Raw genomic sequence first — 22,949 nt, 5'->3', positions numbered from 1 at the left:
TTTAGTTGCTAGAAGGATTGAAATTCACAACTTCTTTACCCGCTGCTTGTTGATCAGCATGGTAGCTTGAGCGTACAAACGGGCCAGAAGCCGCGTGAGTAAAGCCAATTTCGTCTGCATACGCTTTTAAGCCGTCAAACTCTACTGGTGGCACGTAGCGCTTAACCGGTAAGTGATGCTTAGAAGGTTGTAGGTATTGGCCTACAGTTAGCATGTCAACGTTGTGAGCACGTAAATCGCGAAGTACTTCTTCAATTTCGCTAATTTCTTCACCTAAACCAACCATTAAGCCTGATTTAGTTTTTACTTCTGGGTGAGCTTCTTTAAAGCGACGAAGTAATTCTAATGACCATTTGTAGTCAGCACCTGGACGAGCTAGTTTGTATAAACGTGGCGCAGTTTCAAGATTGTGGTTAAACACATCTGGTGGCGTCTCGATTAATATTTCTAGTGCACGGTCCATACGGCCACGAAAATCAGGTACTAAAATTTCGATAGTGATAGTTGGATTATGTTTACGAATTTCGCGAATACAATCAGCAAAGTGCTGTGCACCACCATCACGTAAATCATCACGGTCAACCGAAGTTATTACAACGTAGCTTAGCTTCATATCTTTAATAGTAAGTGCTAGCTTTTCAGGTTCAGTGGCATCAGGTTTTAATGGGCGGCCATGGGCAACATCACAAAATGGGCAACGACGAGTACATATAGCACCTAAAATCATAAAGGTGGCTGTACCGTGGTTAAAACATTCTGATAGGTTAGGGCACGAAGCCTCTTCACATACTGAATGCAGGCCATGCTTACGTAGTGCTTGTTTAATGCCGTCAATGCGATCGGTTGATTTAGGTAAGCGAATTTTTAACCATTCTGGCTTACGCAACATTTCAGTTTTTTCTGTAGGTAAAACTTTTACTGGGATCAACGCCATTTTTTCTGCGTCGCGTAGTTTTACACCTGGTTCCATTTTGACTGGTTTATTCATTCGTTTTCAAACCCTTCAGTATGCTTAACCTGTGTTGCATTAAGCTTCTTGATCATGTTTTTCACCAATCCTTCACCTGCACTTTCTAGGTTTTGAGGACCATTTAATTCTTTAGTTTGCACCATATTCATGCCCGCATATCCACATGGGTTAATGCGTAAAAATGGACTTAGGTCCATGTTAACATTTAATGCTAAGCCATGAAACGAGCAACCACGACGAACCCTTAACCCAAGGGATGCAATTTTGCTGTCGTTAACGTAAACACCGGGTGCATCAGCTTTAGCATAAGCTTCAATGCCGTACTCGGCGAGTGATTCAATAATGCACTCTTCAAGCCACGTAACCAGTTCACGTACACCAATCTTTAAACGACGTAGATTAAATAATACATACATCATTTGCTGGCCAGGGCCGTGGTAAGTTACTTGCCCGCCACGGTCAACTTTAATCACCTCAATGTCGCCAGGAGCTAGTAAGTGTTCGTCCTTACCAGCCTGACCTTGGGTGAATACACTCTCGTGCTCTACAAGCCAAATTTCATCTGGCGTATTTTCATCACGGGTGTCGGTAAAGTCCTGCATTTTTTGCCAAATAGGCATATAACGCTGACGACCCAGTTGGCGTACGATCAAAGTGTTTTCGTTCACAACAAATCTCAACTATGGATTAAAGCATGTGGCGTACGTCATCAATATTGCTGATCACGTTGTAAATTTCTTCAATGTGTTTGCCACTAGTAACTGTTGCTACAAGGCTTACTGACTCGTAATTACCTTTGCTGCTTGGTTTTACTTTAGGGGCGTAATCGCCAGGTGCTATTGGTTGTAACTTAGCTAAAATTTGATCAGTTAAGTTTACGTTAGCTAAACCCATTATTCTGAATGTAAATGGGCAAGGGTACTCTAAGTACTCATCAAATTTTGTATCTTTAACAGGTTGAACCACGACGGTGACTCCTCAAACAAATAAAGTATTGGCTCTGAGCAAAATGCTAGGCGCTAAACTGAAAGGGTTATGACAATCTTGAGCTAATGCTGCTTTTTTGGAGTGCCAAAAATAACAACTCAATATGATTGCTTTATATGGGGCGCATTCTAGCATTTTTCAAGCAAAAAAAAACGCCTCATAATAGAGGCGTCTCGTTTAACTTTCACAATAGCTGTGAGTTTATTTTTACGTCTACATTATTTGTAAACGTAAGTAGTCATAAATCTTACTAAAGAAGCTGCCTTCTTCCACTTCTTCAAGTGTTACTAGTGGGTATTGAGCAATGTCTTCACCCTCTAATTGTAAGAATAACGTACCTACTTTAGTGCCTTTAGCGAGTGGTGCTTCAAGCGTGTTATCTAGCTCAAAGTTAGCTTTAAGGTTTTTATGTTGACCACGTGGAATAGTAATTGGTGTATCTTCTAAAATACCTAAAGATACATTTTCTTTGTTACCCATCCAAATACGTTGCTCAGCAAAGCTATCGCCGGCCTTGTACGGAGTAATTGTTTCATAGAAACGAAAACCGTAGTTAAGTAGTTTTTTATTTTCCACTTTACGAGCACGTTCGCTTGAAGTGCCCATTACAACGGCAATTAAACGCATACCATTTTTAGTTGCTGAAGTGACTAAACTGTAACCAGCTTCCGAGGTGTGGCCTGTTTTTATGCCGTCTACGTCTAAGCTTTCATCCCATAATAGTGAGTTACGGTTATATTGCTTAATACCGTTATAAGTAAACGATTTTTGTTTATAAAGTGCGTATTCATCCGGTACGTCACGAATAAGTGCTGCGCCTAAGGTTGCCATATCGCGTGGAGTAGTATAATGCTCATTCGTATCAAGGCCGTGGCTATTGATAAAATGGCTGTTACTCATACCTAATTTAGTAGCATGTGCATTCATTAAATCAGCAAATGCGCTTTCACTTCCAGCAATATGTTCAGCCATTGCAACACAGGCATCATTACCAGATTGAATAATAATACCGTGGTTAAGCTGATCAACACTAATTTGCTTACCTACTTCAATAAACATCTTAGACGATTCAGGGAAGTTTTTAGCCCATGCTTTTTCACTCACAGTTACCATATCTGTTGGTGCAATATTGCCGGCTTTAATTTCAGTACCAATTACATAACTAGTCATCATTTTAGTTAAGCTTGCTGGGGCGAGCTGCGTATCAGCTTCACCTTGGGCAATTACTTTACCGGTTGTAAAGTTGACTAAAAAATAACCTTTTGCATTAACTTGAGGTGGTGCCGGAATAATTTGGGCGCTGGCTGAAAATACGGCGGCTGTACAAACGAGGCCGCATACACCTTTGAGGATTTTATGTTTAATAGATTTCATCATACTCATTAATGGTTAAAGTTAAAAATTCGCGTTACGCCATTCTAAAGGCCTTACTGTGTGTAAAGCAAGAACGCGTTTTGAAATTGATTTTGTTTTAATTTTTTTAATACTTCGTCTGCATGAGGGGTATCTTTTATTGGCCCTAAATGCAGTCTGTAAATGTCGTCTTTTTGAACGATATTTGTTGGTAATTTGTATTGCTCTCGCAATGTGCTGGCAAGCGCTTCAATATTAGCAAGTGTACTACCTGCAGCTACCTGAATATAGGTTTGACGCGCAGTTGCGCCCGCAAGCGTAACGGCTTCTAGCTTAACCTTTGCTGTACCATGGGTGTAATAGCCAAGCTTGTAAGCGGCTGCGTACGAAAGGTCAATTATTCTATCGTCATGAAACGGGCCCCGATCGTTCACGCGAACGATTACCGATTTACCATTTGCTGTATTGGTTACTTTAACAAAGCTAGGTAGTGGCAGCGTTTTATGCGCTGCGGTCATGGCAAACATATCATACGTTTCACCATTTGAAGTGTGATAACCATGAAATTTACGACCATACCAAGAGGCAATGCCTTCCTCAGAGTAGCCTGACTCATCAAGCATTGGCGAATAACTTTTACCAAGCACTGTATATGGACGACTTGCACTGGCGCTTTTAGTAACATCAGTGATTATTGCGTCTTGCATTTCAAGTGCAGTTGGGGCTCTAAGTGGTGCTGAATCATGGCGCATATGGTAGCGGTTACTTGAACTACTACATGCACTTAAGGTGAGTATTAAAAAAACAGTTATTAGAACACGCAAAGTGAATTTCATTATTTTAAAAGCATCCTTTTATCTGTCGCTATTGACATAATAATGCCAAAGCCAGCCATGAGCGTCACCATCGATGTTCCTCCATAACTGATTAGAGGCAAAGGAACTCCTACAACAGGCAATAACCCTGATACCATACCTATGTTTACAAATACATAAACAAAAAATGTCAGAGTGAGTGCACCTGCCAGTAATTTACCAAATGCATCTTGCGCATTAACGGCAATGTACAAGCCTCGGCCAATAATAAATAAGTACAGGCTAAGTAAAACACATACGCCGAATAAGCCAAACTCTTCGCTTAAAACCGAAAATATAAAATCAGTATGACGCTCAGGTAAAAATTCTAATTGCGATTGTGTACCAAGCAGCCAGCCTTTGCCTTCAACACCACCAGAGCCTATTGCTATTTTTGACTGAATAATATGGTAACCGGAACCAAGCGGATCGCTTTCGGGGTCTAAAAAAGTAAGTACACGTTGTTTTTGGTAGTCGTGCATACCATAGTGCCAAAATGGCCATGCAGCAAGCGCAACAACAGAACTTAAAAAGCCGATTAAGCGCCAGCTTAAACCGGATAAAAACAACACAAATATACCCGAACTCGCAATAAGTATAGACGTACCTAAATCTGGCTGTTCTTTAATTAATAATGTCGGAAGCATTACAATCATAAAGCCAATAATTAAATGCAGTGGGCGAGGTGGTAAGTGGTTTCTGCCTATGTACCAAGCCACCATCATTGGGACGGCTAGCTTCATTAATTCTGATGGTTGAAAGCGAGTGATCCCCAAGTTTAACCAGCGTTGAGCGCCTTTTGAGCTGACCCCAAATAAAAGTACACCCACCAGCATGAGTAAGCCAACACAGTAAAGTGGGATAACTAAACGCTTAAGTGTTGCTGGAGAAAATTGGGCTAGAATAATCATGCCTATAACGGCTCCGCCCATGCGAGTCATATGGCGGATCATCATTGCTGTATCTTGCCCGCTTGCACTATATACAACGGTAATACTGCCAATCATCATGATAAACAAAGCGATGAGTAATGGTAGGTCTAGATGCATTCGCATCCATATGGATCGTTTATCGTGTAAAACGGTCATTATTTTATATTCCCTGCAAGTTCAACAGGATTAGCTGCAAAATAGTAGTCCATTAATTGACGAGCAATTGGCGCACCTACCGAGCTTCCGCCCCCAGTGTTTTCTACAACGATAGAGAGCACAATTTGTGGGTTGTTATAAGGTGCAAAACCAACATAAATGGCGTTATCACGCTGACGCTCTTTTAATGATTTAGCGTCGTAACGTTCGCCTTGGGCAATGCTAACTACTTGCGCAGTACCTGTTTTACCCGCCGGATCGTAGCTTACACCTTTAAAAGCTTTGTGTGCGGTACCTGTTACTTTTTTTACCGTGTTATGCATTGCATCAATTGCAATGCGCCAGTTATCAGGGTTTTTAAGTATTACCGGCGGTTTTTCATCACCGTTAATTTGCGTTACTTGATCTTCTTTTTTTGCAACTTGGGCTAAATGCGGTGGATGATTAATCCCTTTATTAACAAGAATATTCGTTGCGTTAGCAATTTGAATCGGGGTTGCCGTCCAATAGCCTTGTCCAATACCTACAGAAATAGTATCACCTCGCCACCATGATTCTTTAAAGCGGCCTTCTTTCCATTCTTTTGAAGGTAAAATTGCAGTGGTTTCTTCATGAATATCAATACCGGATAAATCACCAAAGCCAAATCGCGCCATAAAATCGCTTATTTTAGTAATACCTAAGCGATAAGCTGCATCATAAAAATAAGTATCGCACGACTCTTCAATCGCTTTATATACATCAACATGGCCATGACCCCAGCGTTTCCAATCGCGCCATTTATGTTCCACATTTGGTATTTCAAAAAAGCCAGGATCCCAAATAGAAGTGCTTTCACTTACAATATTTTCTTCAAGGGCTAAAATTGCCATGTGAGGTTTAACAGTCGAAGCTGGCGCGTAACGACCTTGTGTTGCTCGGTTAATTAGCGGGCGATCTTGGTTAAGCAATGCTTTGTAGTTTTTGCTACTTATACCATGTACGAATAAATTTGGATCGTAGCTTGGATTTGAATAAAGTGCGAGTACGCCACCATCTTTTGCATCCATAACGACGATAGCGCCGCGCATATCCTTAAGCGCATGTTGTGCTATTTGCTGTAGCCCAATATCAAGCGTAAGTACAATATCACTACCAGGCTTAGGTTGGATCATACTGAGTGTGCGAATAACGCGGCCGCGATTATTTACTTCTACGCGCTGGGAGCCTACTTCACCGTGTAATAATTGTTCATAATATTTTTCTATGCCTAATTTTCCAATATCGTATGTGGCTCGATAATTGGTTGCTTGACCTTCTTGATCTAGTTTATTAAGTTCTTTTTTATTAAGCTTTGCCACATAACCGAGTGCATGGGTTAGGGTATTGCCAAAGGGGTAGTAGCGGGCTAGGCGTGCTTCAATACTAAAGCCTGGGAATTTATGTTGATTTACAGAAAACTTAGCGACTTCAGTTTCGTTTAAGCGTGCTTTAAGAATTTGCGATTTGAAACGCCGAGTGTGTTTAATATCTTTTAAAAAATCTTCTTTCTCTTGCTCACTAATAGTAATTATTTTACTGACTTGATCGAGTGATTCGGTTAAATCGTTTACATCTTCGGGAATGACTTCAAGATTGTAAACTGGTTTGTTTTCAGCAAGGAGTACACCGTTACGGTCGTAAATTAAACCACGGTTGGGTGCAATAGGAATAACTTTAATACGGTTGTCATTAGAGCGGGTTTGGTAATCTTGATGGTTCTCTACTTGAATTTTATATAGGTTTGACAGCAAAATAGCCACCATAGCTAATACAAAAACAAAACCCACAAATGCTCGCCTAGCAAATAAATTTGCTTCTGCGGAGTGGTCACGAATAGTGGGTCTATGTTTTAGCATGGCAAGGCATTACTCGCGATGATAAGGATGGTTGTTATTTAAGCTCCAGCCTCTATAAAGGCTCTCTGCAACAATAATACGCACCAAGGGGTGCGGTAATGTTAAATTAGATAACGACCATTTTTGCTCAGACGCTGCAATGCACTCTGGAGCAAGCCCTTCAGGTCCGCCAATAAGTAAACTTACATCACGACCATCGAGTTGCCATTTTTCCATATTTTTAGCAAGTTGGTGAGTATCCAGTGCTTTCCCTGTTACCTCTAACGTTACAATACGATTGCCTTTTGGAATAGCCGCTAATGTTTTTTCACCTTCAATGTGTAAAATGCGCTTTATGTCTGCGTTTTTGCCACGTTTACCGGCAGGGATTTCAATTAACTCAAGGGCCATATCTTTAGGGAAACGGCGCTGATATTCTGCAAATCCCGTTTCTACCCATGCTGGCATTTTTGTACCAACAGCAATCATTTGTATTTTCACGTATTACTTCCAAGCATTGTCTAAAATGAGTGCGTGTTTAGCCCCACAGTTTTTCTAGATCGTAATAGCTACGTGCTTCGTTTTGCATCACGTGTACAACTACATCACCTAAATCAACCAGTGCCCATTCGCCATCGCCTTCACCTTCATAACCTAATGGTTCTGAATCTGCGTGACGCGCTTCTTTTGCTAAGTGATCGGCAATTGACTGTACGTGACGTTTAGAAGTACCAGAACAAATTACCATGTAATCTGTAATATCTGATGTCTTTGTTACGTCAATATGAACGATGTCACGTGCTTTCATATCGTCAATTTTATCCATTGCAAAGGCGAGTAGTTGTTTTGAATCCAAGGTTTTGTCTCAATTTAAAAATTTAATGGCGCGCATTTTAACACGCTAGGCGTTTTTAAGCATCAATTTGATAGAGCTGATGCTGTTCTATGTAATGACTCACTGCTGCGGGTAATAGTTCATTCTTTTTATTGCTTTTTTTCAGTTGTTCGCGAATTGTACTCGAAGCAGCATCGAGCATTTTACCCGGTAAAAAATAAAGTTTACCAGCAAGTGAGTGCTCAAGTAAGGTTGCTTCGTCTACATTCGCATCTTGCATATAGCCTTTTAGTTCACCACTTGCAGTACAATGTTGAGCAGGGCGCTGATATACCACAATATGACAAAGCTGCGTAATTGCCTTCCACTCAAACCATTTATCGAGATTGTTAAATGAGTCCATACCAATTAAAAATAAGATAGGTGTAGTAGGGTGCTCTTTACGAAGTTCTTGCAAGCTAAGTAACGAATACGATGGGCCGGCTCGGTTAAGTTCTCTTAAATCGAGTTTAAAATGAGGGTAGGGCGTAATAGCCGCGTTTAGCATATTAATACGGTGCTGCGTACTAATACCAGGCGCTGCTTTATGCGCCGGTAATGCACAAGGCATAAAATAAAGCGTGTTTAAATTAAACGCATTAACACATTGCTGCGCCATATTTATATGGCCTAAATGGACAGGGTCGAAAGTGCCACCAAAAATTGCGATCATTTAACACCCATTAGTTAGTTGTTTATTAATTAACCGCGTGGCACGGCATAGGAATGTTGAGCGGCTGGCAAAATTTAATACAAATATGAGCAAGCGCTTGGTAAGGGGCAATTAAATTACCTTGCTTATAACTGGCATCAAACAAAGCTACATCACTATTTATTTGTTCAAGTGTGTGTATGTTTAAGCGGTTAATTGCGTTTTGAACTGGCCCTTGCTGGTTTTTCCAAATAGCATTTTGTTTAAATAAATTAGCGATTGGTTCGCCATTTAATAAACCAAGTTGCACATTTATTAGCGTATTAAGCTCTTTGGTTATAGCCCATAAAATACTCACCACTTCGGTGTTATCGCTGGCAAGTTTGTTTAATACTTTTATAGCTTGTTTAGCGTGGCCATTTAATAGTGCATCGCTTAAATCAAAAATATCAAACTTGGCTTGGTTTAACAGCCCTTGCATTACTAATTGCTGAGTAATTAATGCATTGCCGTGCAGTAGTGAGAGCTTTTCAAGCTCTTGGAAGCACGCTAATAAGTTACCTTCTGTGGCATTTATTAAACTCAGTTTGGCATCGTTTTGCATGTTGAGCGATAAGCGTTGGCACTGTTCATCAAGCCATCGTTTTACATGCGTGCCGGTAAGCGGGTAGCAAGGTACAAATACGCCTTGCTTATCAAGGGCTTTAAACCATGCACCGCGTTGTACTTCTTGGCTGGCTTTAGCGCCTTTAACAATTAAAATAGTATCTGGATTAACCAGCTCAATTACTTTTTTAAAGGTGTTGCTGCCAATAACGCCTGGTTTTTGTTGGTTTAGATCAAGCTCAATAATAGTGCGCGCGCTAAATAGTGACATGCTTTGATATTGAGCTATGATTTCTTGCCAATCGAATCCTTGCATTAAAGTAAACTTAATTACTTCGTCAAAGCCTTGTGCTTTAGCACTGTCGCGAATTTGTTGTACGCACTGTGCTTCTTGAAAAGGCTCTTCCCCAAACACTAAATAAAAGGGCTTTAGCCCTTTATTTAATTCACTCGGTAGTTGATTAGCATAACAGCGCATTATAGTTGCGACAGCTCTCTAACAATACGACGACTGGCTTGCTCACGGATCTCGCTAATGAGTAGCTCAAGCTCTTTTGCTTTAGCTAGCGCATGATCTGGATCGTCTTGGTAATTACGGTAAAGCTCAAAGCGCTTTTCAATGGCTTTTTCGCCAGGGCGTTTAACTACATACGATACGCCATAAGCGAGTTCGTATTCAGCTACTTGACCATTTTGAAATAACGATAGTGTTTGACGTTCAATACTTTCTTTATACAAATATAATTGGGCTTTATCTTTAGCTGCTGATATTAGCTCTACATTACTCGCTCTTAGCTCGTTTTTAAGGCTTTCAAATAAGGCTGACTTTTCATCATCACCTACAAGAGTTAGCTGTTTTAGGTTATCAGGCATGCTAGAGGCTTTTTTTAGATGAAACCCGCAGCTAGTTATCAAAAAACAGACTAGCACTAAGGCTAGTCCGTTTTTAATGGCGTTAAATGCAGCCATATTAGTTAGCTACCACGTTAAGTAGCTTGCCTGGTACGTAAATGATTTTACGAATGGTTGAGCCATCAGTAAATTTAGTTACATTAGATTCTGCAAACGCAAGGGTTTCTACTTGCTCTTGCGTTGCATCAGCTGCAACGGTTAACTTAGCGCGGAGCTTGCCGTTTACTTGTACGATGATTAGTTTTTCATCTTCAACAAGTGCCGACTCATCAACTTTTGGCCATGCAGCATCCAAAATCTCACCTTCTTTACCTAACTCTTTCCAAAGCTCGTGCGATAAATGTGGCGTAATAGGTGCAAGCATAATAATAAGCGCTTCTAATGCTTCGTTTGCAATTGCTATATCTTGCGTATCTATTAAAGGTGCTTTTAATAATTTATTAGAAAGCTCCATAATAGCTGCAATGGCGGTATTAAAGGTTTGACGACGTTCAACATCATCAGTCACTTTAGCAATCGCTTTGTGTAAGTCGCGACGTAATACTTTTTGTGGGTTTGTTAGCGCTGATTTATCAAGTGCTTGGTAACCTACTGTTTTAACGTCTACCGCGTATTTCCATACACGTTTTAAGAAGCGATGCGCGCCTTCAACACCTGAGTCTGACCATTCAAGCGTTTGCTCTGGTGGTGCTGTAAACATCATGAATAAACGCACAGTATCTGCACCATATTGGGCAATTACATGTTGCGGGTCTATACCGTTGTTTTTAGACTTGGACATTTTGCTCATGCCTGATGAGAAAACTGGCTCACCGTCCTCTTTATGCCATGCTTTAGTCACGCGGCCTTTATCGTCGGTTTCAGTGTTTACATCACTTGGCGAGATCCAAATATCGCCGCCTTTTTCATCTTTACGATAAAATGTTTCAGCAAGCACCATACCTTGACAAAGTAAGCGCTCAAACGGCTCGTCTGAATTTACTAAACCAAAGTCACGTAATAATTTATGGAAAAAGCGCGAGTACAATAAATGTAAAATAGCGTGCTCAATACCACCAATGTATTGGTTTACTGGCAACCAGTAGTTAGCAGCCGCGGGATCTAGCATGCCTTCGTTGTAGCGTGGGCTACAGTAGCGTGCGTAGTACCAAGAAGACTCCATAAAGGTGTCAAACGTATCAGTTTCGTGAAACGCAGGTGCACCATTTACGGTAGTTTTAGCCCACTCTGGGTCTGCTTTAAGTGGTGAAGTTACACCGTTCATTACCACATCTTCAGGTAAGCGAACGGGTAGCATATCTTCTGTTGCTGCAAGCTCTTTACCATCTTCGTCGCTAAGCATTGGGATTGGTGAACCCCAATAACGTTGACGGCTCACCCCCCAGTCACGCAGGCGGAAGTTTACTTTGCGCTCACCCACACCGAGAGCTTCTAATTTATCCGCAATGGCTTTAAAACCAGCGTCAAAATCAAGGCCGTTAAATTCACCTGAATTTACAAGTACGCCTTTATCAGTAAACGCTGATTCTTTAAGGTTTACTTCAAGGTCTGAACCTTCAACCGGTGCAATGACTTGTTTTATATCAAGACCGTAAGCGGTTGCAAACTCAAAGTCGCGTTGATCGTGTGCAGGTACTGCCATTACAGCGCCTGAGCCATAATGCATTAATACAAAGTTAGCGACCCAAATTGGTACTTGCTCGCCCGTTAATGGGTGAGTGGCGTAAAAGCTTGTTGCTATGCCTTTTTTCTCCATTGTTGCCATGTCTGCTTCGGCAACTTTGGTGTTTTTGCATTCTTCAACAAACATTGCAATAGCATCGCTATTTTTAGCCGCTTCTTGCGCAATAGGGTGACCACCGGCAACAGCAACATACGTAACACCCATAAAGGTATCTGGACGAGTTGTGTATACGCTAAATGTTTCGTCGTTATCGGTGCGTTTAAATTCAATATCACAGCCTTCAGAGCGGCCAATCCAGTTGCGCTGCATTGTTTTAACTTGCTCTGGCCAATCTTCCAACTGATCTAAGTCGTCTAGTAGCTCTTGTGCGTAATCAGTAATTTTAATAAACCACTGTGGAATTTCTTTTTGCTCAACCACAGCGCCTGAACGCCAACCGCGACCGTCAATAACTTGCTCGTTAGCTAATACTGTTTGATCCACTGGATCCCAGTTAACCGTTGACATTTTTTTATACACTAGGCCTTTTTCGTAAAGCTTAGTGAAAAACCACTGCTCCCACTTGTAGTATTCTGGGTGACACGTCGCAATTTCGCGATCCCAGTCATAGCCAAAACCTAATTGCTTAAGCTGTGTACGCATGTAATCAATGTTTTCGTATGTCCACTTAGCTGGTGCTGTTTTGTTTTTAATAGCGGCGTTTTCTGCAGGTAAACCAAACGCATCCCAACCCATAGGTTGCATTACGTTTTTGCCTTGCAGGCGCTGGAAACGAGAAACAACATCACCGATGGTGTAGTTACGTACATGACCCATATGCAGTTGACCACTCGGATAAGGAAACATAGAAAGGCAGTAATACTTTTCTTTACTCTCATCTTCAGTGACTTTAAATACCTGGTTTTCTTCCCAGTAGCTTTGTACTTTTGACTCTATATCTTGCGGGTTATATTGCTCTTGCATCTATGGTTCCAGACTTCTTGCAAACTAATAAAAATTGCCGTTAGGATACCCCAAATAAAACACTATTCACAGCGTCAAAAACATGCTTTTATTAAATTGTAACTTTCAGTGCAGGTTAACCTGCTTTTTTATAATGTAGTTAGCTAAATACATAAGTTACAGACTGATTTAACAGCAATTTTGAAGGAGTAAAAAATGACTGATTACAAAGCATGGCTTAGCAGTTTTACTAGTTGGCTAAAAGATGTAAAAGATCATGGTGTAAAAGATATAGTTACTGGGTTTGTTGAATCTGAGCAAGCAATCAAAGATTTAAGTCAAGAAAGGTATGAACTTTATAAAAGTTACTTAAAGCATGATATTGAACATATTATTGAGCACGAAGCTTATTACAATTCGCTTGCATGGCAAGAACTTAAAGAATCTTTATGGTTTGAACTCTCGCACATAGAAGATAAAACACAACTAGAGTGGCAATCTTTAAGCCAAGATTTTAAGCACAATGGGGTGTATCACGCAGGCGAATGGATAGCCATGGGCACATTAGTATGTAAGAATTGCAACCATAGCCACGACATTTATCACGCAACGCAAATAATACCTTGCACGCAATGTGATGGAGTCTACTTTAGTCGTAAGGCGCTGAACCCTTAAATATTGGTATTAGGTGGCTGCGTGCCACTTAATACGCCCAAAAGCCAGTGAATATGCTGGTAAACAAAGAAGTTAGAATGACGAAAAAATTGCTGCCACTATCTGTTTCAAAGCTCGCACCGAGTATTTCTAGTAATCATGTACATACATGCATGAGTAACCCGTACCCAGAGCAACTTACTTTTATAGGCCAACAACGTGCCCAAAGTGCGCTCGACTTTTCATTAGGTATGGATTTACCTGGCTATAATGTTTATGTAATGGGCGAAGCGGCTCATGGACGTTATACGCTAGTCAAAGATAAACTTAAGCAACACGCAAAAGACAGAGCAACGCCTAATGAATGGTTGTACGTAAATAATTACGCCGATCACCGTGAGCCTATCGCACTTTTTATGCAAGCAGGGCAAAGTAAGCAACTTAGCGACGACATAGACTCATTCTTAGATGAAGTGCTCGACACTTTTCCAGCGGCATTTGATAATCCAGCGTACCAACGCAAGAAAAAATCAATCGATCGCGAGTTTAACGACGCTTACGACAGCGCAATTACCGCAGTTGAAATCGCAGCACTTGAGCAAAGTGTTGCTCTAGTAGAAGAAAAAAGCTCAGTGGGTTTTGCACCACTTGTTGATGGAAAACAATTGAGCGACAGTGAATTTGGTGAGCTTGAAGAAACATTGCGCGAAGAGTTTTTTGAAAAAATCGAAAAGCTAGAAGATGCATTAATAGAAGCGTTAATAGAGCTACCACGGTGGAAACGCGAATCAAAAGAAAAACTTCGTAATCTTAAAAAATCGACCGCAGAGCAAGCCACTAAACCACTTTTAAAAGACTTAGAACATAAGTACGCGACACACATTGGCGTACTGCGTTATTTAAAAGATATTCGCGTTGAAATTATCGACGCGGTACTTGAATGGCTAGATGACGAAGACGAAAGCGAAGAAAGCAAAGAAGACTTTGACCGCAAAGGTATGCTTACCGACTTTTTTGCACCTAACATTTTAGTTGAATTTAAAGAAGACGATGCAGCGCCAGTCGTTTATGAGCCAAACCCAACCTTTGGTAATATATTTGGTAAAATTGAATACGCTACATCCCAAGGTACATTGATTACGAGTTATCGCTCAATTCAGCCCGGTGCATTGCATCGTGCCAATGGTGGTTACTTAATAATGGATGCCGAAAAAATAATGGCTAATCCACAAGTGTGGGATGGTTTAAAGCTGTGTTTAAAAACACATCAAATAAAAAATGATTTACCCTATCAAGACAGCACAGTCGGGACAAGTTTTACGCTTCGCCCGCAACTTATTCCACTTGATGTGAAGATTATTTTATTGGGCTCGCGCGAGTTGTACTACACCATAGGTGAATACGACGAAGAATTTGCTGAGCTATTTAGAGTACTTGCCGATTTTGATTACTACTTACCAAGTAGCGATAAATTACAGTACCAGTTTATTACCAAAGTGACTGAGTATTGCGAGCAAACATTAAAATGCACCGCTACAGAGGCTGCTATGGTACGGTTACTTAAATTTAGTTACCGCCAAGCTGAGCATCATAATAAACTCTCGGCGCGCTTTGCTGATGTGCTTGAATTAGTTGCTGAAGCGAGTTATTACGCGAAACAAGATAACTTAACGGTTATTGATGCATACCATATTGACGAAGCCATTGAAGGCAAACAATATCGTACCGGTCAGATCAGCGAAAACATGCTTAGCGATATAAAAGAAGGCCATACACTTATTGCAACCGATGGCCAAGCTATAGGTAAAGTAAATGGTTTAACAGTACTACACATTGGCGATACCTCGTTTGGTACACCTGCGCGTATTACGGCAACTGTTTATGCAGGCGCCGATGGCGTAATAGACGTTGAACGCGAAGCCGAACTAGGTAAAGCTATCCACTCAAAAGGCGTGATGTTGCTTACCGGCTATTTAGGCAATAAGTACGCACAGCAGTTTAGCTTAACGCTTAGTGCTAATATTGCCATAGAGCAAAGTTATGGTTACATAGATGGCGATAGTGCATCTTTAGCAGAGCTTTGTGCGCTTATTTCATCTATTACAAGCCTCCCTATTAGCCAATCTATCGCGCTGACAGGCTCTATTAACCAACATGGTGATGTACAAGCTATTGGTGGTGTAAACGAAAAAATAGAAGGCTTTTTTAAACTGTGTAAAATGCGTGGTTTAACCGGTTCGCAAGGCGTTATTATTCCTAAATCAAACCAAGTTAACTTAGTACTTGATGACGAGATCCTCAATGCGGTAGAGGCGGGTAAATTTAATATTTACGCAGTTGAAACCGTAGATCAAGCGCTTAACTTGTTAATGGATATAGAAGCAGGCGATATTATTGATGACCAGTATCCAGAAAACTCAGTAAACGGTATTGCGCTTGCGCGTCTAAAAGAGATTGCCGACATTGTAAATGGCGATAATGACGACGAAAAAGACGAAGAACTAGATAACGAAAAAGGTTAATAATGATCAATATAATTTTGGCGGTGGTTATCGCCATTTTTTGTTTTTTAATATTTCAAAATAGTAAAAAAGCAAAACAACAAGCAGGCATAAATGCACAAATAGGGGCTGATTACTTAGCCGCTAACGCAAAAGTAGAAGGTGTAGTAGAAACAGCTTCTGGCTTGCAGTACAAAATACTGCATAAAGGTGAGAGTGAAAACACACCAAGCCCAACAAGTATGGTTAACGTGCATTACCACGGCACACTAATCGACGGCACGGTGTTTGACAGCTCAGTAGAGCGTAAAACACCGATTAGCTTTGGCTTGCACCAAGTGATTAAAGGCTGGAATGAGGGCTTACAACTGATGAGCCCAGGCGATAAATACACCTTTTATGTACCGCACCAATTAGCATACGGCGAAAAACGGGTAGGGAGTATTCCTCCTGCCTCAGTACTTATTTTTGAAGTAGAGTTACTGGCAATTGAGTCGTAATACCAACCTGCGTAAATACTTGAACAATTTAACGAATTAAATTGCACTATAACGTTGTTAAAAATTTTTTATTTAGAACAACTAGATACAAAAATTTTTGCCTAGTTCTAGCGTAATTTTCTTAACGTTAAATAGACTTCATATATAAGCAGATTGGTATAATTTAATTCAAAGTAATTAATTGCTAAAGCCCTACTTTAATAAAGTGGGGCTTTTTATTTTTAGTTAACATTTAAACTTACTCAAGGATTTTAATACGAGGCCGATATCTATAAATGAGACAAGCTATTTTAGGGATAAAATAATGAAGATTTCACCGGCTCCCATTCCATACCAAGTACACAGCTCAAATACTCAGTCTTTAACGCAATCAGGTAAACTTTCTGTTGAAGAAGAGGCTGAGGAAGAGCCAAAATATGTGTTATCAAAGTTTTTAGATACCAAAGCGCAAAAATACAGTGAAGATAACGCAACATTTGGCGATCAGTATAAAAATCTCGAAAAAGTATATAAACACTTCACTGGGCGAGTTCTTGCGTTGCAAGAGCAAATTAATAAACTTAAACAAAGCCCCGTACAACGTAGTTTAACTATAAATACTTCTGTAAGTGAGCTAGATGAAAGTGATGCGAGTTTAACTTTAGATGCAGAGCATTTAGGCTCTAAAAAATATAAAAACACGCAACAGCAAGAGCAAATAGATATGTTAGAGCTGCAATTAGGGGAGTTAAAATCAGAGCAAGCGGCAATAAAGCAACAAATGGTTGAGCTGGTTATTAGTGAAATGAAAAGGCGGGGCGATCACGACTATACTGTATAGCGCCACTGCACGCTGGTGGGTTAGCTTTTAAATTCGATTTTACTCACTTCAAGTTTAAATTTACCTTCTTGCTTGCCTGCAATCATAAAGCCTAGCTGTTTTATATCATCAAAATCAATAATAGGCTGTTGCTCAAGCACTCGTCCGCGATACGTTAAAGTAAAATCACTCGGGGTAAAGTTGATTTCTACCCATTCGCTTTTTATTGTTTTAAATGAGTGGGTGTACGCTGCGCCATCAAGGTAATTAGTTGTTCTTAGCCTAAGCTTATAGATTTGCCCATCGCCTTTAACACGCAGCGCTATAGTTTTTGAGTTTTGACCTTGCGTGTCAATTTCGGTACGTATTGATGCAAAACCGCCTTTATTATCAAGCGAAATATTGCCTGTAAACAGCAAGCTATCTTGTGTTTTTGTTACTTGACTATTAGATACGCCGCCCATTACAGAGTCGTTAATAACATACCATTGCTGATTTGCATTGGCCTCGCTTGTCGCTAAGACTAAGTTAAATACAAACAGTGACGAAAGCTGTTTAGTGGTCATGGTCGATCCTAATGAATTAACACTTTATTGATACGACTAAAAATATTAATAGTTCACAATGCTGAAAATTAAAAACTAGTATTGATATGCGCGAAATAACTTACTTTTATTTGATTAAGTCAATTTTGTTCAATACCAGCCTCTATTTAATGTAGATACTCACCATCAGTTTGAATGAATTAGAAAGTGAACCATGACTTTATCTTTAATTATGTCAATGTCGTTATTTGCATTAGCTGCGTCTTTATCGCCAGGGCCAGTTAATTTAGTTTCATTGAGCAGCGCACGGTATGGGCTAAGAAATGGCTTAATATTTATAACCGGTGCAACACTTGGGTTTATTTTTTTGTTTTTAGTTATTGGATGGGGTTTAAACTATCTTCTTGATAAATTGCAATGGGCCACTGAAGTATTGCAATGGGCTGGTATTACTTTTTTACTTTATTTAAGTTATCAATTATTTGTAGATAATGGTGAATTAAACTCAGACAGTAATAAAAGTTCACCTACCTTTATTACTGGGGTAATCATGCAATGGCTAAACCCAAAAGCATGGTTAGCATCACTATCGGGAATTGCGACTTACATCCCTAATGCAGAGCTATTTGAAGTGTTTACGTTTGCCAGTGTGTATTTACCAATTTGCTGGTTGTCGCTGAGCGTGTGGGTATGGTTAGGTATAGTGCTAGGGCAGTACTTTCAAAGTCCTGCAAAAATACGTTTTATGAATAAAGCATTGGCAGTGTTACTTGCCGGGAGTTGCTTTTTTATTATAAGTTAATGTGTTTTTATTCTAAATACAGCGTCGATATTGTGCTGGTGTTGCAGCAACCCGCTGTTTAAATACACGTTGAAAATGAGCTTGATCACTAAATCCTGCATTTTGAGCCACCGTTGAAATAGCATCGCCTTGCTTAAGCGCTTGTTGACTTAGTTGTATACGCAGATTTATCCGATAAGCATGTGGACTCATATTGAAGTGGCGTTTAAATGTACGTATCAAGTAGCTAGTATTAAAGCCAAATTTTTTGCTAATAACCTTAATTGGTTCGTCATCCTGACAATAAAGGGCGAGGTAGTTTGCAACTTTATACAGCCTATTAGGAGGTAGGCACGTATTTTCTTTAATATCAGTGCTATCGATGTATTCAAATAACGTAATCAAATACTGGCTAAGCAAAGACTTTTTTTCTAAAGAAGACAGCTTATTCGACATAAGGTTTCGGCAAACTAAAACAAACTGCTGGTAAAATACAGGGGTTGTTAATGTATCAGGTTGGCTATTATACCAGTGGTTACTTGCCCTTATATTAAACTTAACAAGCAATTGAGCTAACCAACTTTTATCGACATGCATCATATAATAAGCCCAGGGCGAGTTTTGGTTGGGGTTGCATGCGTGTACAGCATCGGGGTTCATTAGCACTAAAGTGCCTTTATCTATTTGGTAAAGTTTGTCTTCACAAATAAATTCACTTTGGCCCTCTAAAATAGCACCAATTGACCACTGAGCATGAGAATGGGCGGCGTAAGTTACTTTTCGACCATCCAAAACTTGCCTTAGTTCTACATAAGGTAGGGCGTTATCTCGCCAAAAAAGAGGGTATGTTGAAGGAATCATAATGAATCTTTTAATGAAGACTTACGGCCAGTATAGCAAAGTTTTAGTATGAAATTCACGCTATATGAAACACCTTTCCATAACTATTAAAAGTATGCTTAATTGCACGCAATTTGTTATGATAACTATTCTTATTAATGGTTAAGATAATAATATGCATGATCTAACTCGTGGCTCCATACCCAAGCATTTAATCAAAATGGCTATTCCTATGATGATAGGAATGATAATTCAAACATTGTATTTTTTAGTTGATTTATATTTTGTAGGTAATTTAGGTGGAAATGCTTTAGCAGGACTCAGCTTAGCGGGTAATGCAATGTTTTTAATTTTTGCACTCACGCAAATTCTTAATGTGGGAACAACCGCGTTGATTTCTCATGCAGCGGGTCGAAAAGATGCCAAAGATGCAAATGCAGTGTTTAACCAAAGTATGATGCTGGCTAGCTTAATGGCCTTGGTGGTCATGTTTTTAGGTTATTTAGGGTCTGATACATACTTAACTAGCATCTCAACAGACCTTGCAACAATTGAAGCGGGACAACGTTATTTGCATTGGTTTTTGCCGGGTATGGCATTGCAGTTTCCTTTAGTTGCAGTTAGTGCTGCATTAAGAGGAGCCGGTATTGTTAAGCCAACTATGTTGATTCAAACCTTGTCTATTATCGTCAATATTATTTTATCTCCTATTTTAATTATAGGTTGGGGAACTGACTTTCCAATGGGTATAGCCGGAGCTGGGTTGGCAAGTACTATTTCGGTAGTCGTTGCGGTAGTAATGCTATGCGTATACTTTGTTAAGGCTGAAAAGTTCGTTACCTTTAAAGTCAGTTTATGGCGCGTAGATAGCGCTATTATAAAGCGCCTATTAGGGATTGGATTACCCGCAGGAGGCGAATTCTTTTTAATGTTTGCATATATGGGGTTAATTTATTGGTTAATTCAACATTTTGGACCTGAAGCCCAAGCTGGCTTTGGTTTAGGTTCTCGCATCATGCAGTCATTGTTTTTACCTGCAATGGCAATTGCGTTTGCTGCACCAGCCGTCGCGGGTCAAAATTTTGGATCAAAGCAATTTGACCGTGTCCGAGAAACCTTTTTTTGGTCAGCCCTAATGACATGTAGTTTAATGGCAGTGTTAAGCGTAGTTTGCTTTTTTATTCCAGAATTACTAGTGCAAGGGTTCTCTGATGATCAAAAGGTTATTTTAGTTGCCGCTACATTTTTACAAATTATTTGTATTAACTTTATTCCTACGGGCATAGTGTTTACGTGTTCGGGGCTATTTCAGTCTCTCGGTAACACACTCCCTTCACTTTATAGTACTACACTGCGGATTATTTTATTTGTTTTACCTGCTCTTTTATTAAGCCAAATGGATGGCTTTAATTTAACGCAATTGTGGTATTTATCGGCAAGCACAGTTGTTGTTCAGGCAGTTATTAGTTTTATGTTATTACGCAGAGAGTTTAGGCATCGCTCATAGGTTGGATCTTAAGAAAGCTTGAAGTTGAACTCTGTTAATGATCAAATAGTTACGCCAATAAAAACATGACTAAAAACAGAGTTCACATGCAGATTAACCAAGTTTCAAACCAATTAAAAGCCCTTATCTCAGAAAAACACCTCATTGAGCTTGCAAAAACCTCTGGATTTCAAGTTCGACACCGTTGCCTGTCGATCGTTTCTCTGCTCAAAGCCGTATTTAAAAGCTTATCTTGCCTGCAAGACGCTAACTTGTCAGATATCCATCAAAACTTGCGAACGCAGGCTGATTGCACGATAAGTTATAAACCCTTTCATAATCAAATTCGAAAACCAGCCTTGACTGAGCTTGTCCGTGAGCTCGTTATTCAAGCGATGTCTAAATTGACTGTAAACACGCTGGATAAAACCTTTTTTACCCAGCGAGGAATACAGCGAGTGTTATTGCAAGATGGTTCTTCATTTGCTCTACATGATGAATTAGCGCAGGTTTTTGCTGGTCGTTTTACTGCTGTAAGTCCTGCCGCAATTGAGTTGCACGTTACCTATGACCTATTTAATGAACAACCCTGCGAAATAGATATTCGTCCTGATGTTGAAACTGAGCGCGCCTTTTTACCAGGTAGCCACACACTTGAAGATACGTTATTACTTGCTGATGCTGGGTATTTTGACTTAGATTACTTTGAGCAAGTAGCTCAAGATGGCGGATATTTTTTGATCAGAGCAAATAAAAACATTAACCCAATCGTTACATCAGCCTATTGCGCGGGTATAGAACTTAAAGAAAAGAACATTAAACTCAAAACGTTACTCGATAAATTCGCAAGCCAACCACTTGAATTAACAGTACGTTGGAAGAAAAATGGGCCCGAGTACAGGCTTATCTATTTACCGAATGAAAAGCGCCCCGTTTTCCTTGTTACTAATTTAAAAGAGGCACAGTTTAGCTTTGACGAGCTACTCGATATATATGCAACTCGTTGGCAAATTGAGTTGTTTTTCAAAGAACTAAAGTCATGGAATAACCTTAAAGGGTTCATCACACGAGATCCTCATATTGCCGAATCATTGGTTTGGCTGAGCATACTGCAAACACTTATCAAGCGTTTTATCTGCCATAGTGCAGCGGGTATGTTTAAGTGTGCGATCTCGACATTTAGAGCGAGTAAGTGCAGTTATCTTTGGTTGGATGATATTCTGGATTGCATAGAACAAACACGGTGCAGCCATAAGATACATCGTGTATTTGAGCTACTAGCGGTAAATTGTAAGCGGCAAAGCATTGAGAAAAACAATGATATTTGCCGTTTTAAGATAGGAAGTCACACGGTCTGTGTTCCTTAAGAACTAAGCTATGAGGCATCGCTTACCTAAAAGTGAGCCTATTGATGATAGCTTAGTAATTTTAAAGTAAATAAATTTATGTAATATAAAAAAGGAGCTGTATGAAATCATAAAGCTCCTTTTTAGTTTATTTATTTACTTTATTGAAGCTATAAATTCTTCATCAGCGTATAGATTCGTAAGCAATTTTTGAACTAATTCTACATAACTTCGCTGCCCGTTTGGTATTGCAATTGCTCCGAGAAAAGAAGAGTCGAAAGTGTGTTCGGCAGATATTACCTTATCAAATAAAGTAATATCGCCATCTGATACAGTAAATTTAACTTTTATAAACGCACTGCCTTCAGAGAAACCTGTTACATCAATGTCTTGCTCAATTACTTTTCCCGAGACTTGCTTTGTTGCAACGCCAGATCATAGTTTTGCTAGTTTTAATTTTTGTATCAAAGCGCTCTCAATATATTCACCATAGCTGTTGCCTACTGATGAAACAAGAGGAGAGCCTCGAAGCGATATCTTATTTAATTTTTTTTCAGATTCAATTTTAAGGATGAAAGAAATTCGAGCATTAATATATGTTCAATAGGTACATTTATAAATGATGTTAACCTAAAGTTTGTAATTTGAGGCTTATATTTCCTTTTATCCAATTGGCCGAGACGATGCTTTTAGTAAATTGGGGTAAAAGTTAATGTTGA

The 22,949-nt window shown here is 39.7% G+C and carries 22 protein-coding genes; 7 read left to right on the top strand and 15 right to left on the bottom strand.

The window, feature by feature from the left end; all coding sequences use genetic code 11:
* Window position 1: 1 nt before the first annotated feature.
* The 13 genes from lipA to leuS all read right to left on the bottom strand — a co-directional run bounded on the left by lipA (window position 2) and on the right by leuS (window position 12,799).
* A complete protein-coding gene (gene lipA / locus AC0VZ4_RS13735) occupies window positions 2-988 on the bottom strand; it encodes a lipoyl synthase (RefSeq protein WP_475439925.1) in 987 nt (328 codons plus the stop codon).
* Entirely contained in the window at window positions 985-1,638 is a 654-nt protein-coding gene (gene lipB, locus AC0VZ4_RS13730) for a lipoyl(octanoyl) transferase LipB (protein ID WP_475439924.1), read from the bottom strand. The genes lipA and lipB overlap by 4 nt, the downstream gene beginning before the upstream one ends.
* 19 nt (window positions 1,639-1,657) lie before the next feature.
* On the bottom strand, window positions 1,658-1,936 hold the full coding sequence (ybeD, locus tag AC0VZ4_RS13725) for a DUF493 family protein YbeD (protein WP_002958517.1): 279 nt from the start codon (window positions 1,934-1,936) through the stop codon (window positions 1,658-1,660).
* A 234-nt stretch (window positions 1,937-2,170) separates the two neighbouring features.
* Window positions 2,171-3,331 carry a serine hydrolase gene (locus AC0VZ4_RS13720; RefSeq protein ID WP_475441660.1) on the bottom strand — a complete coding sequence of 387 codons (1,161 nt, stop codon included), beginning with the start codon at window positions 3,329-3,331 and terminating at the stop codon, window positions 2,171-2,173.
* Between the two features lie 53 nt (window positions 3,332-3,384).
* Window positions 3,385-4,146, bottom strand: coding sequence for a septal ring lytic transglycosylase RlpA family protein (locus AC0VZ4_RS13715; protein WP_475439923.1), 762 nt, complete (start codon window positions 4,144-4,146; stop codon window positions 3,385-3,387).
* Window positions 4,146-5,252, bottom strand: a complete 1,107-nt coding sequence (gene rodA, locus AC0VZ4_RS13710) for a rod shape-determining protein RodA (protein ID WP_475439922.1) — start codon at window positions 5,250-5,252, stop codon at window positions 4,146-4,148. Before rodA ends, AC0VZ4_RS13715 begins: the two co-directional genes overlap by 1 nt.
* The gene (gene mrdA / locus AC0VZ4_RS13705) at window positions 5,252-7,129 is read right to left on the bottom strand and encodes a penicillin-binding protein 2 (RefSeq protein ID WP_475439921.1); all 1,878 of its coding nucleotides are present in this window, start codon (window positions 7,127-7,129) and stop codon (window positions 5,252-5,254) included. Before mrdA ends, rodA begins: the two co-directional genes overlap by 1 nt.
* Before the next feature lie 9 nt (window positions 7,130-7,138).
* On the bottom strand, window positions 7,139-7,609 hold the full coding sequence (gene rlmH / locus AC0VZ4_RS13700) for a 23S rRNA (pseudouridine(1915)-N(3))-methyltransferase RlmH (protein ID WP_002958522.1): 471 nt from the start codon (window positions 7,607-7,609) through the stop codon (window positions 7,139-7,141).
* 37 nt (window positions 7,610-7,646) lie between these two features.
* On the bottom strand, window positions 7,647-7,964 hold the full coding sequence (gene rsfS, locus AC0VZ4_RS13695; RefSeq protein ID WP_007378254.1) for a ribosome silencing factor: 318 nt from the start codon (window positions 7,962-7,964) through the stop codon (window positions 7,647-7,649).
* A gap of 55 nt (window positions 7,965-8,019) precedes the next feature.
* Window positions 8,020-8,655, bottom strand: coding sequence for a nicotinate-nucleotide adenylyltransferase (gene nadD / locus AC0VZ4_RS13690; protein ID WP_475439920.1), 636 nt, complete (start codon window positions 8,653-8,655; stop codon window positions 8,020-8,022).
* Window positions 8,656-8,680: 25 nt separating this feature from the next.
* The gene (gene holA, locus AC0VZ4_RS13685) at window positions 8,681-9,718 is read right to left on the bottom strand and encodes a DNA polymerase III subunit delta (protein ID WP_007378256.1); all 1,038 of its coding nucleotides are present in this window, start codon (window positions 9,716-9,718) and stop codon (window positions 8,681-8,683) included.
* Window positions 9,718-10,209 carry an LPS-assembly lipoprotein LptE gene (locus AC0VZ4_RS13680; protein ID WP_033028517.1) on the bottom strand — a complete coding sequence of 164 codons (492 nt, stop codon included), beginning with the start codon at window positions 10,207-10,209 and terminating at the stop codon, window positions 9,718-9,720. The genes holA and AC0VZ4_RS13680 overlap by 1 nt, the downstream gene beginning before the upstream one ends.
* Before the next feature lies 1 nt (window position 10,210).
* Window positions 10,211-12,799, bottom strand: a complete 2,589-nt coding sequence (leuS, locus tag AC0VZ4_RS13675) for a leucine--tRNA ligase (RefSeq protein WP_475439919.1) — start codon at window positions 12,797-12,799, stop codon at window positions 10,211-10,213.
* Between the two features lie 195 nt (window positions 12,800-12,994).
* Between leuS and AC0VZ4_RS13670 the strand changes: the two genes are divergently transcribed.
* The 4 genes from AC0VZ4_RS13670 to AC0VZ4_RS13655 all read left to right on the top strand — a co-directional run bounded on the left by AC0VZ4_RS13670 (window position 12,995) and on the right by AC0VZ4_RS13655 (window position 17,253).
* On the top strand, window positions 12,995-13,453 hold the full coding sequence (locus AC0VZ4_RS13670) for a zinc ribbon-containing protein (protein WP_475439918.1): 459 nt from the start codon (window positions 12,995-12,997) through the stop codon (window positions 13,451-13,453).
* A 77-nt stretch (window positions 13,454-13,530) separates the two neighbouring features.
* Window positions 13,531-15,954 carry a Lon protease family protein gene (locus AC0VZ4_RS13665; RefSeq protein WP_007378260.1) on the top strand — a complete coding sequence of 808 codons (2,424 nt, stop codon included), beginning with the start codon at window positions 13,531-13,533 and terminating at the stop codon, window positions 15,952-15,954.
* A gap of 2 nt (window positions 15,955-15,956) precedes the next feature.
* Window positions 15,957-16,433, top strand: coding sequence for an FKBP-type peptidyl-prolyl cis-trans isomerase (locus AC0VZ4_RS13660; RefSeq protein ID WP_475439917.1), 477 nt, complete (start codon window positions 15,957-15,959; stop codon window positions 16,431-16,433).
* 304 nt (window positions 16,434-16,737) lie between these two features.
* On the top strand, window positions 16,738-17,253 hold the full coding sequence (locus AC0VZ4_RS13655; protein ID WP_475439916.1) for a hypothetical protein: 516 nt from the start codon (window positions 16,738-16,740) through the stop codon (window positions 17,251-17,253).
* Window positions 17,254-17,273: 20 nt separating this feature from the next.
* Here AC0VZ4_RS13655 and AC0VZ4_RS13650 read toward each other — a convergent pair whose 3' ends face one another.
* A complete protein-coding gene (locus tag AC0VZ4_RS13650) occupies window positions 17,274-17,798 on the bottom strand; it encodes a CIA30 family protein (protein WP_475439915.1) in 525 nt (174 codons plus the stop codon).
* Window positions 17,799-17,991: 193 nt separating this feature from the next.
* On the opposite strand from AC0VZ4_RS13650, the gene AC0VZ4_RS13645 reads away from it, so the two are divergent.
* Window positions 17,992-18,579, top strand: coding sequence for a LysE family translocator (locus AC0VZ4_RS13645; RefSeq protein WP_475439914.1), 588 nt, complete (start codon window positions 17,992-17,994; stop codon window positions 18,577-18,579).
* A gap of 12 nt (window positions 18,580-18,591) precedes the next feature.
* Here the strand turns inward: AC0VZ4_RS13645 and AC0VZ4_RS13640 are convergent, their stop codons facing one another.
* Window positions 18,592-19,419 (bottom strand): AraC family transcriptional regulator, encoded by an 828-nt coding sequence (locus tag AC0VZ4_RS13640; RefSeq protein WP_475439913.1) that lies wholly within the window; start codon window positions 19,417-19,419, stop codon window positions 18,592-18,594.
* Between the two features lie 154 nt (window positions 19,420-19,573).
* On the opposite strand from AC0VZ4_RS13640, the gene AC0VZ4_RS13635 reads away from it, so the two are divergent.
* Entirely contained in the window at window positions 19,574-20,905 is a 1,332-nt protein-coding gene (locus AC0VZ4_RS13635) for an MATE family efflux transporter (protein WP_475439912.1), read from the top strand.
* A gap of 86 nt (window positions 20,906-20,991) precedes the next feature.
* Window positions 20,992-22,251 (top strand): IS4 family transposase, encoded by a 1,260-nt coding sequence (locus tag AC0VZ4_RS13630; RefSeq protein WP_475439645.1) that lies wholly within the window; start codon window positions 20,992-20,994, stop codon window positions 22,249-22,251.
* The last annotated feature ends 698 nt before the right edge of the window (window positions 22,252-22,949 follow it).

Source organism: Pseudoalteromonas sp. QJM3NY_22 (assembly GCF_056173065.1).
Note: the sequence above shows the minus strand (reverse complement) of the source record. Positions and strands in the feature narration are given on the sequence as shown.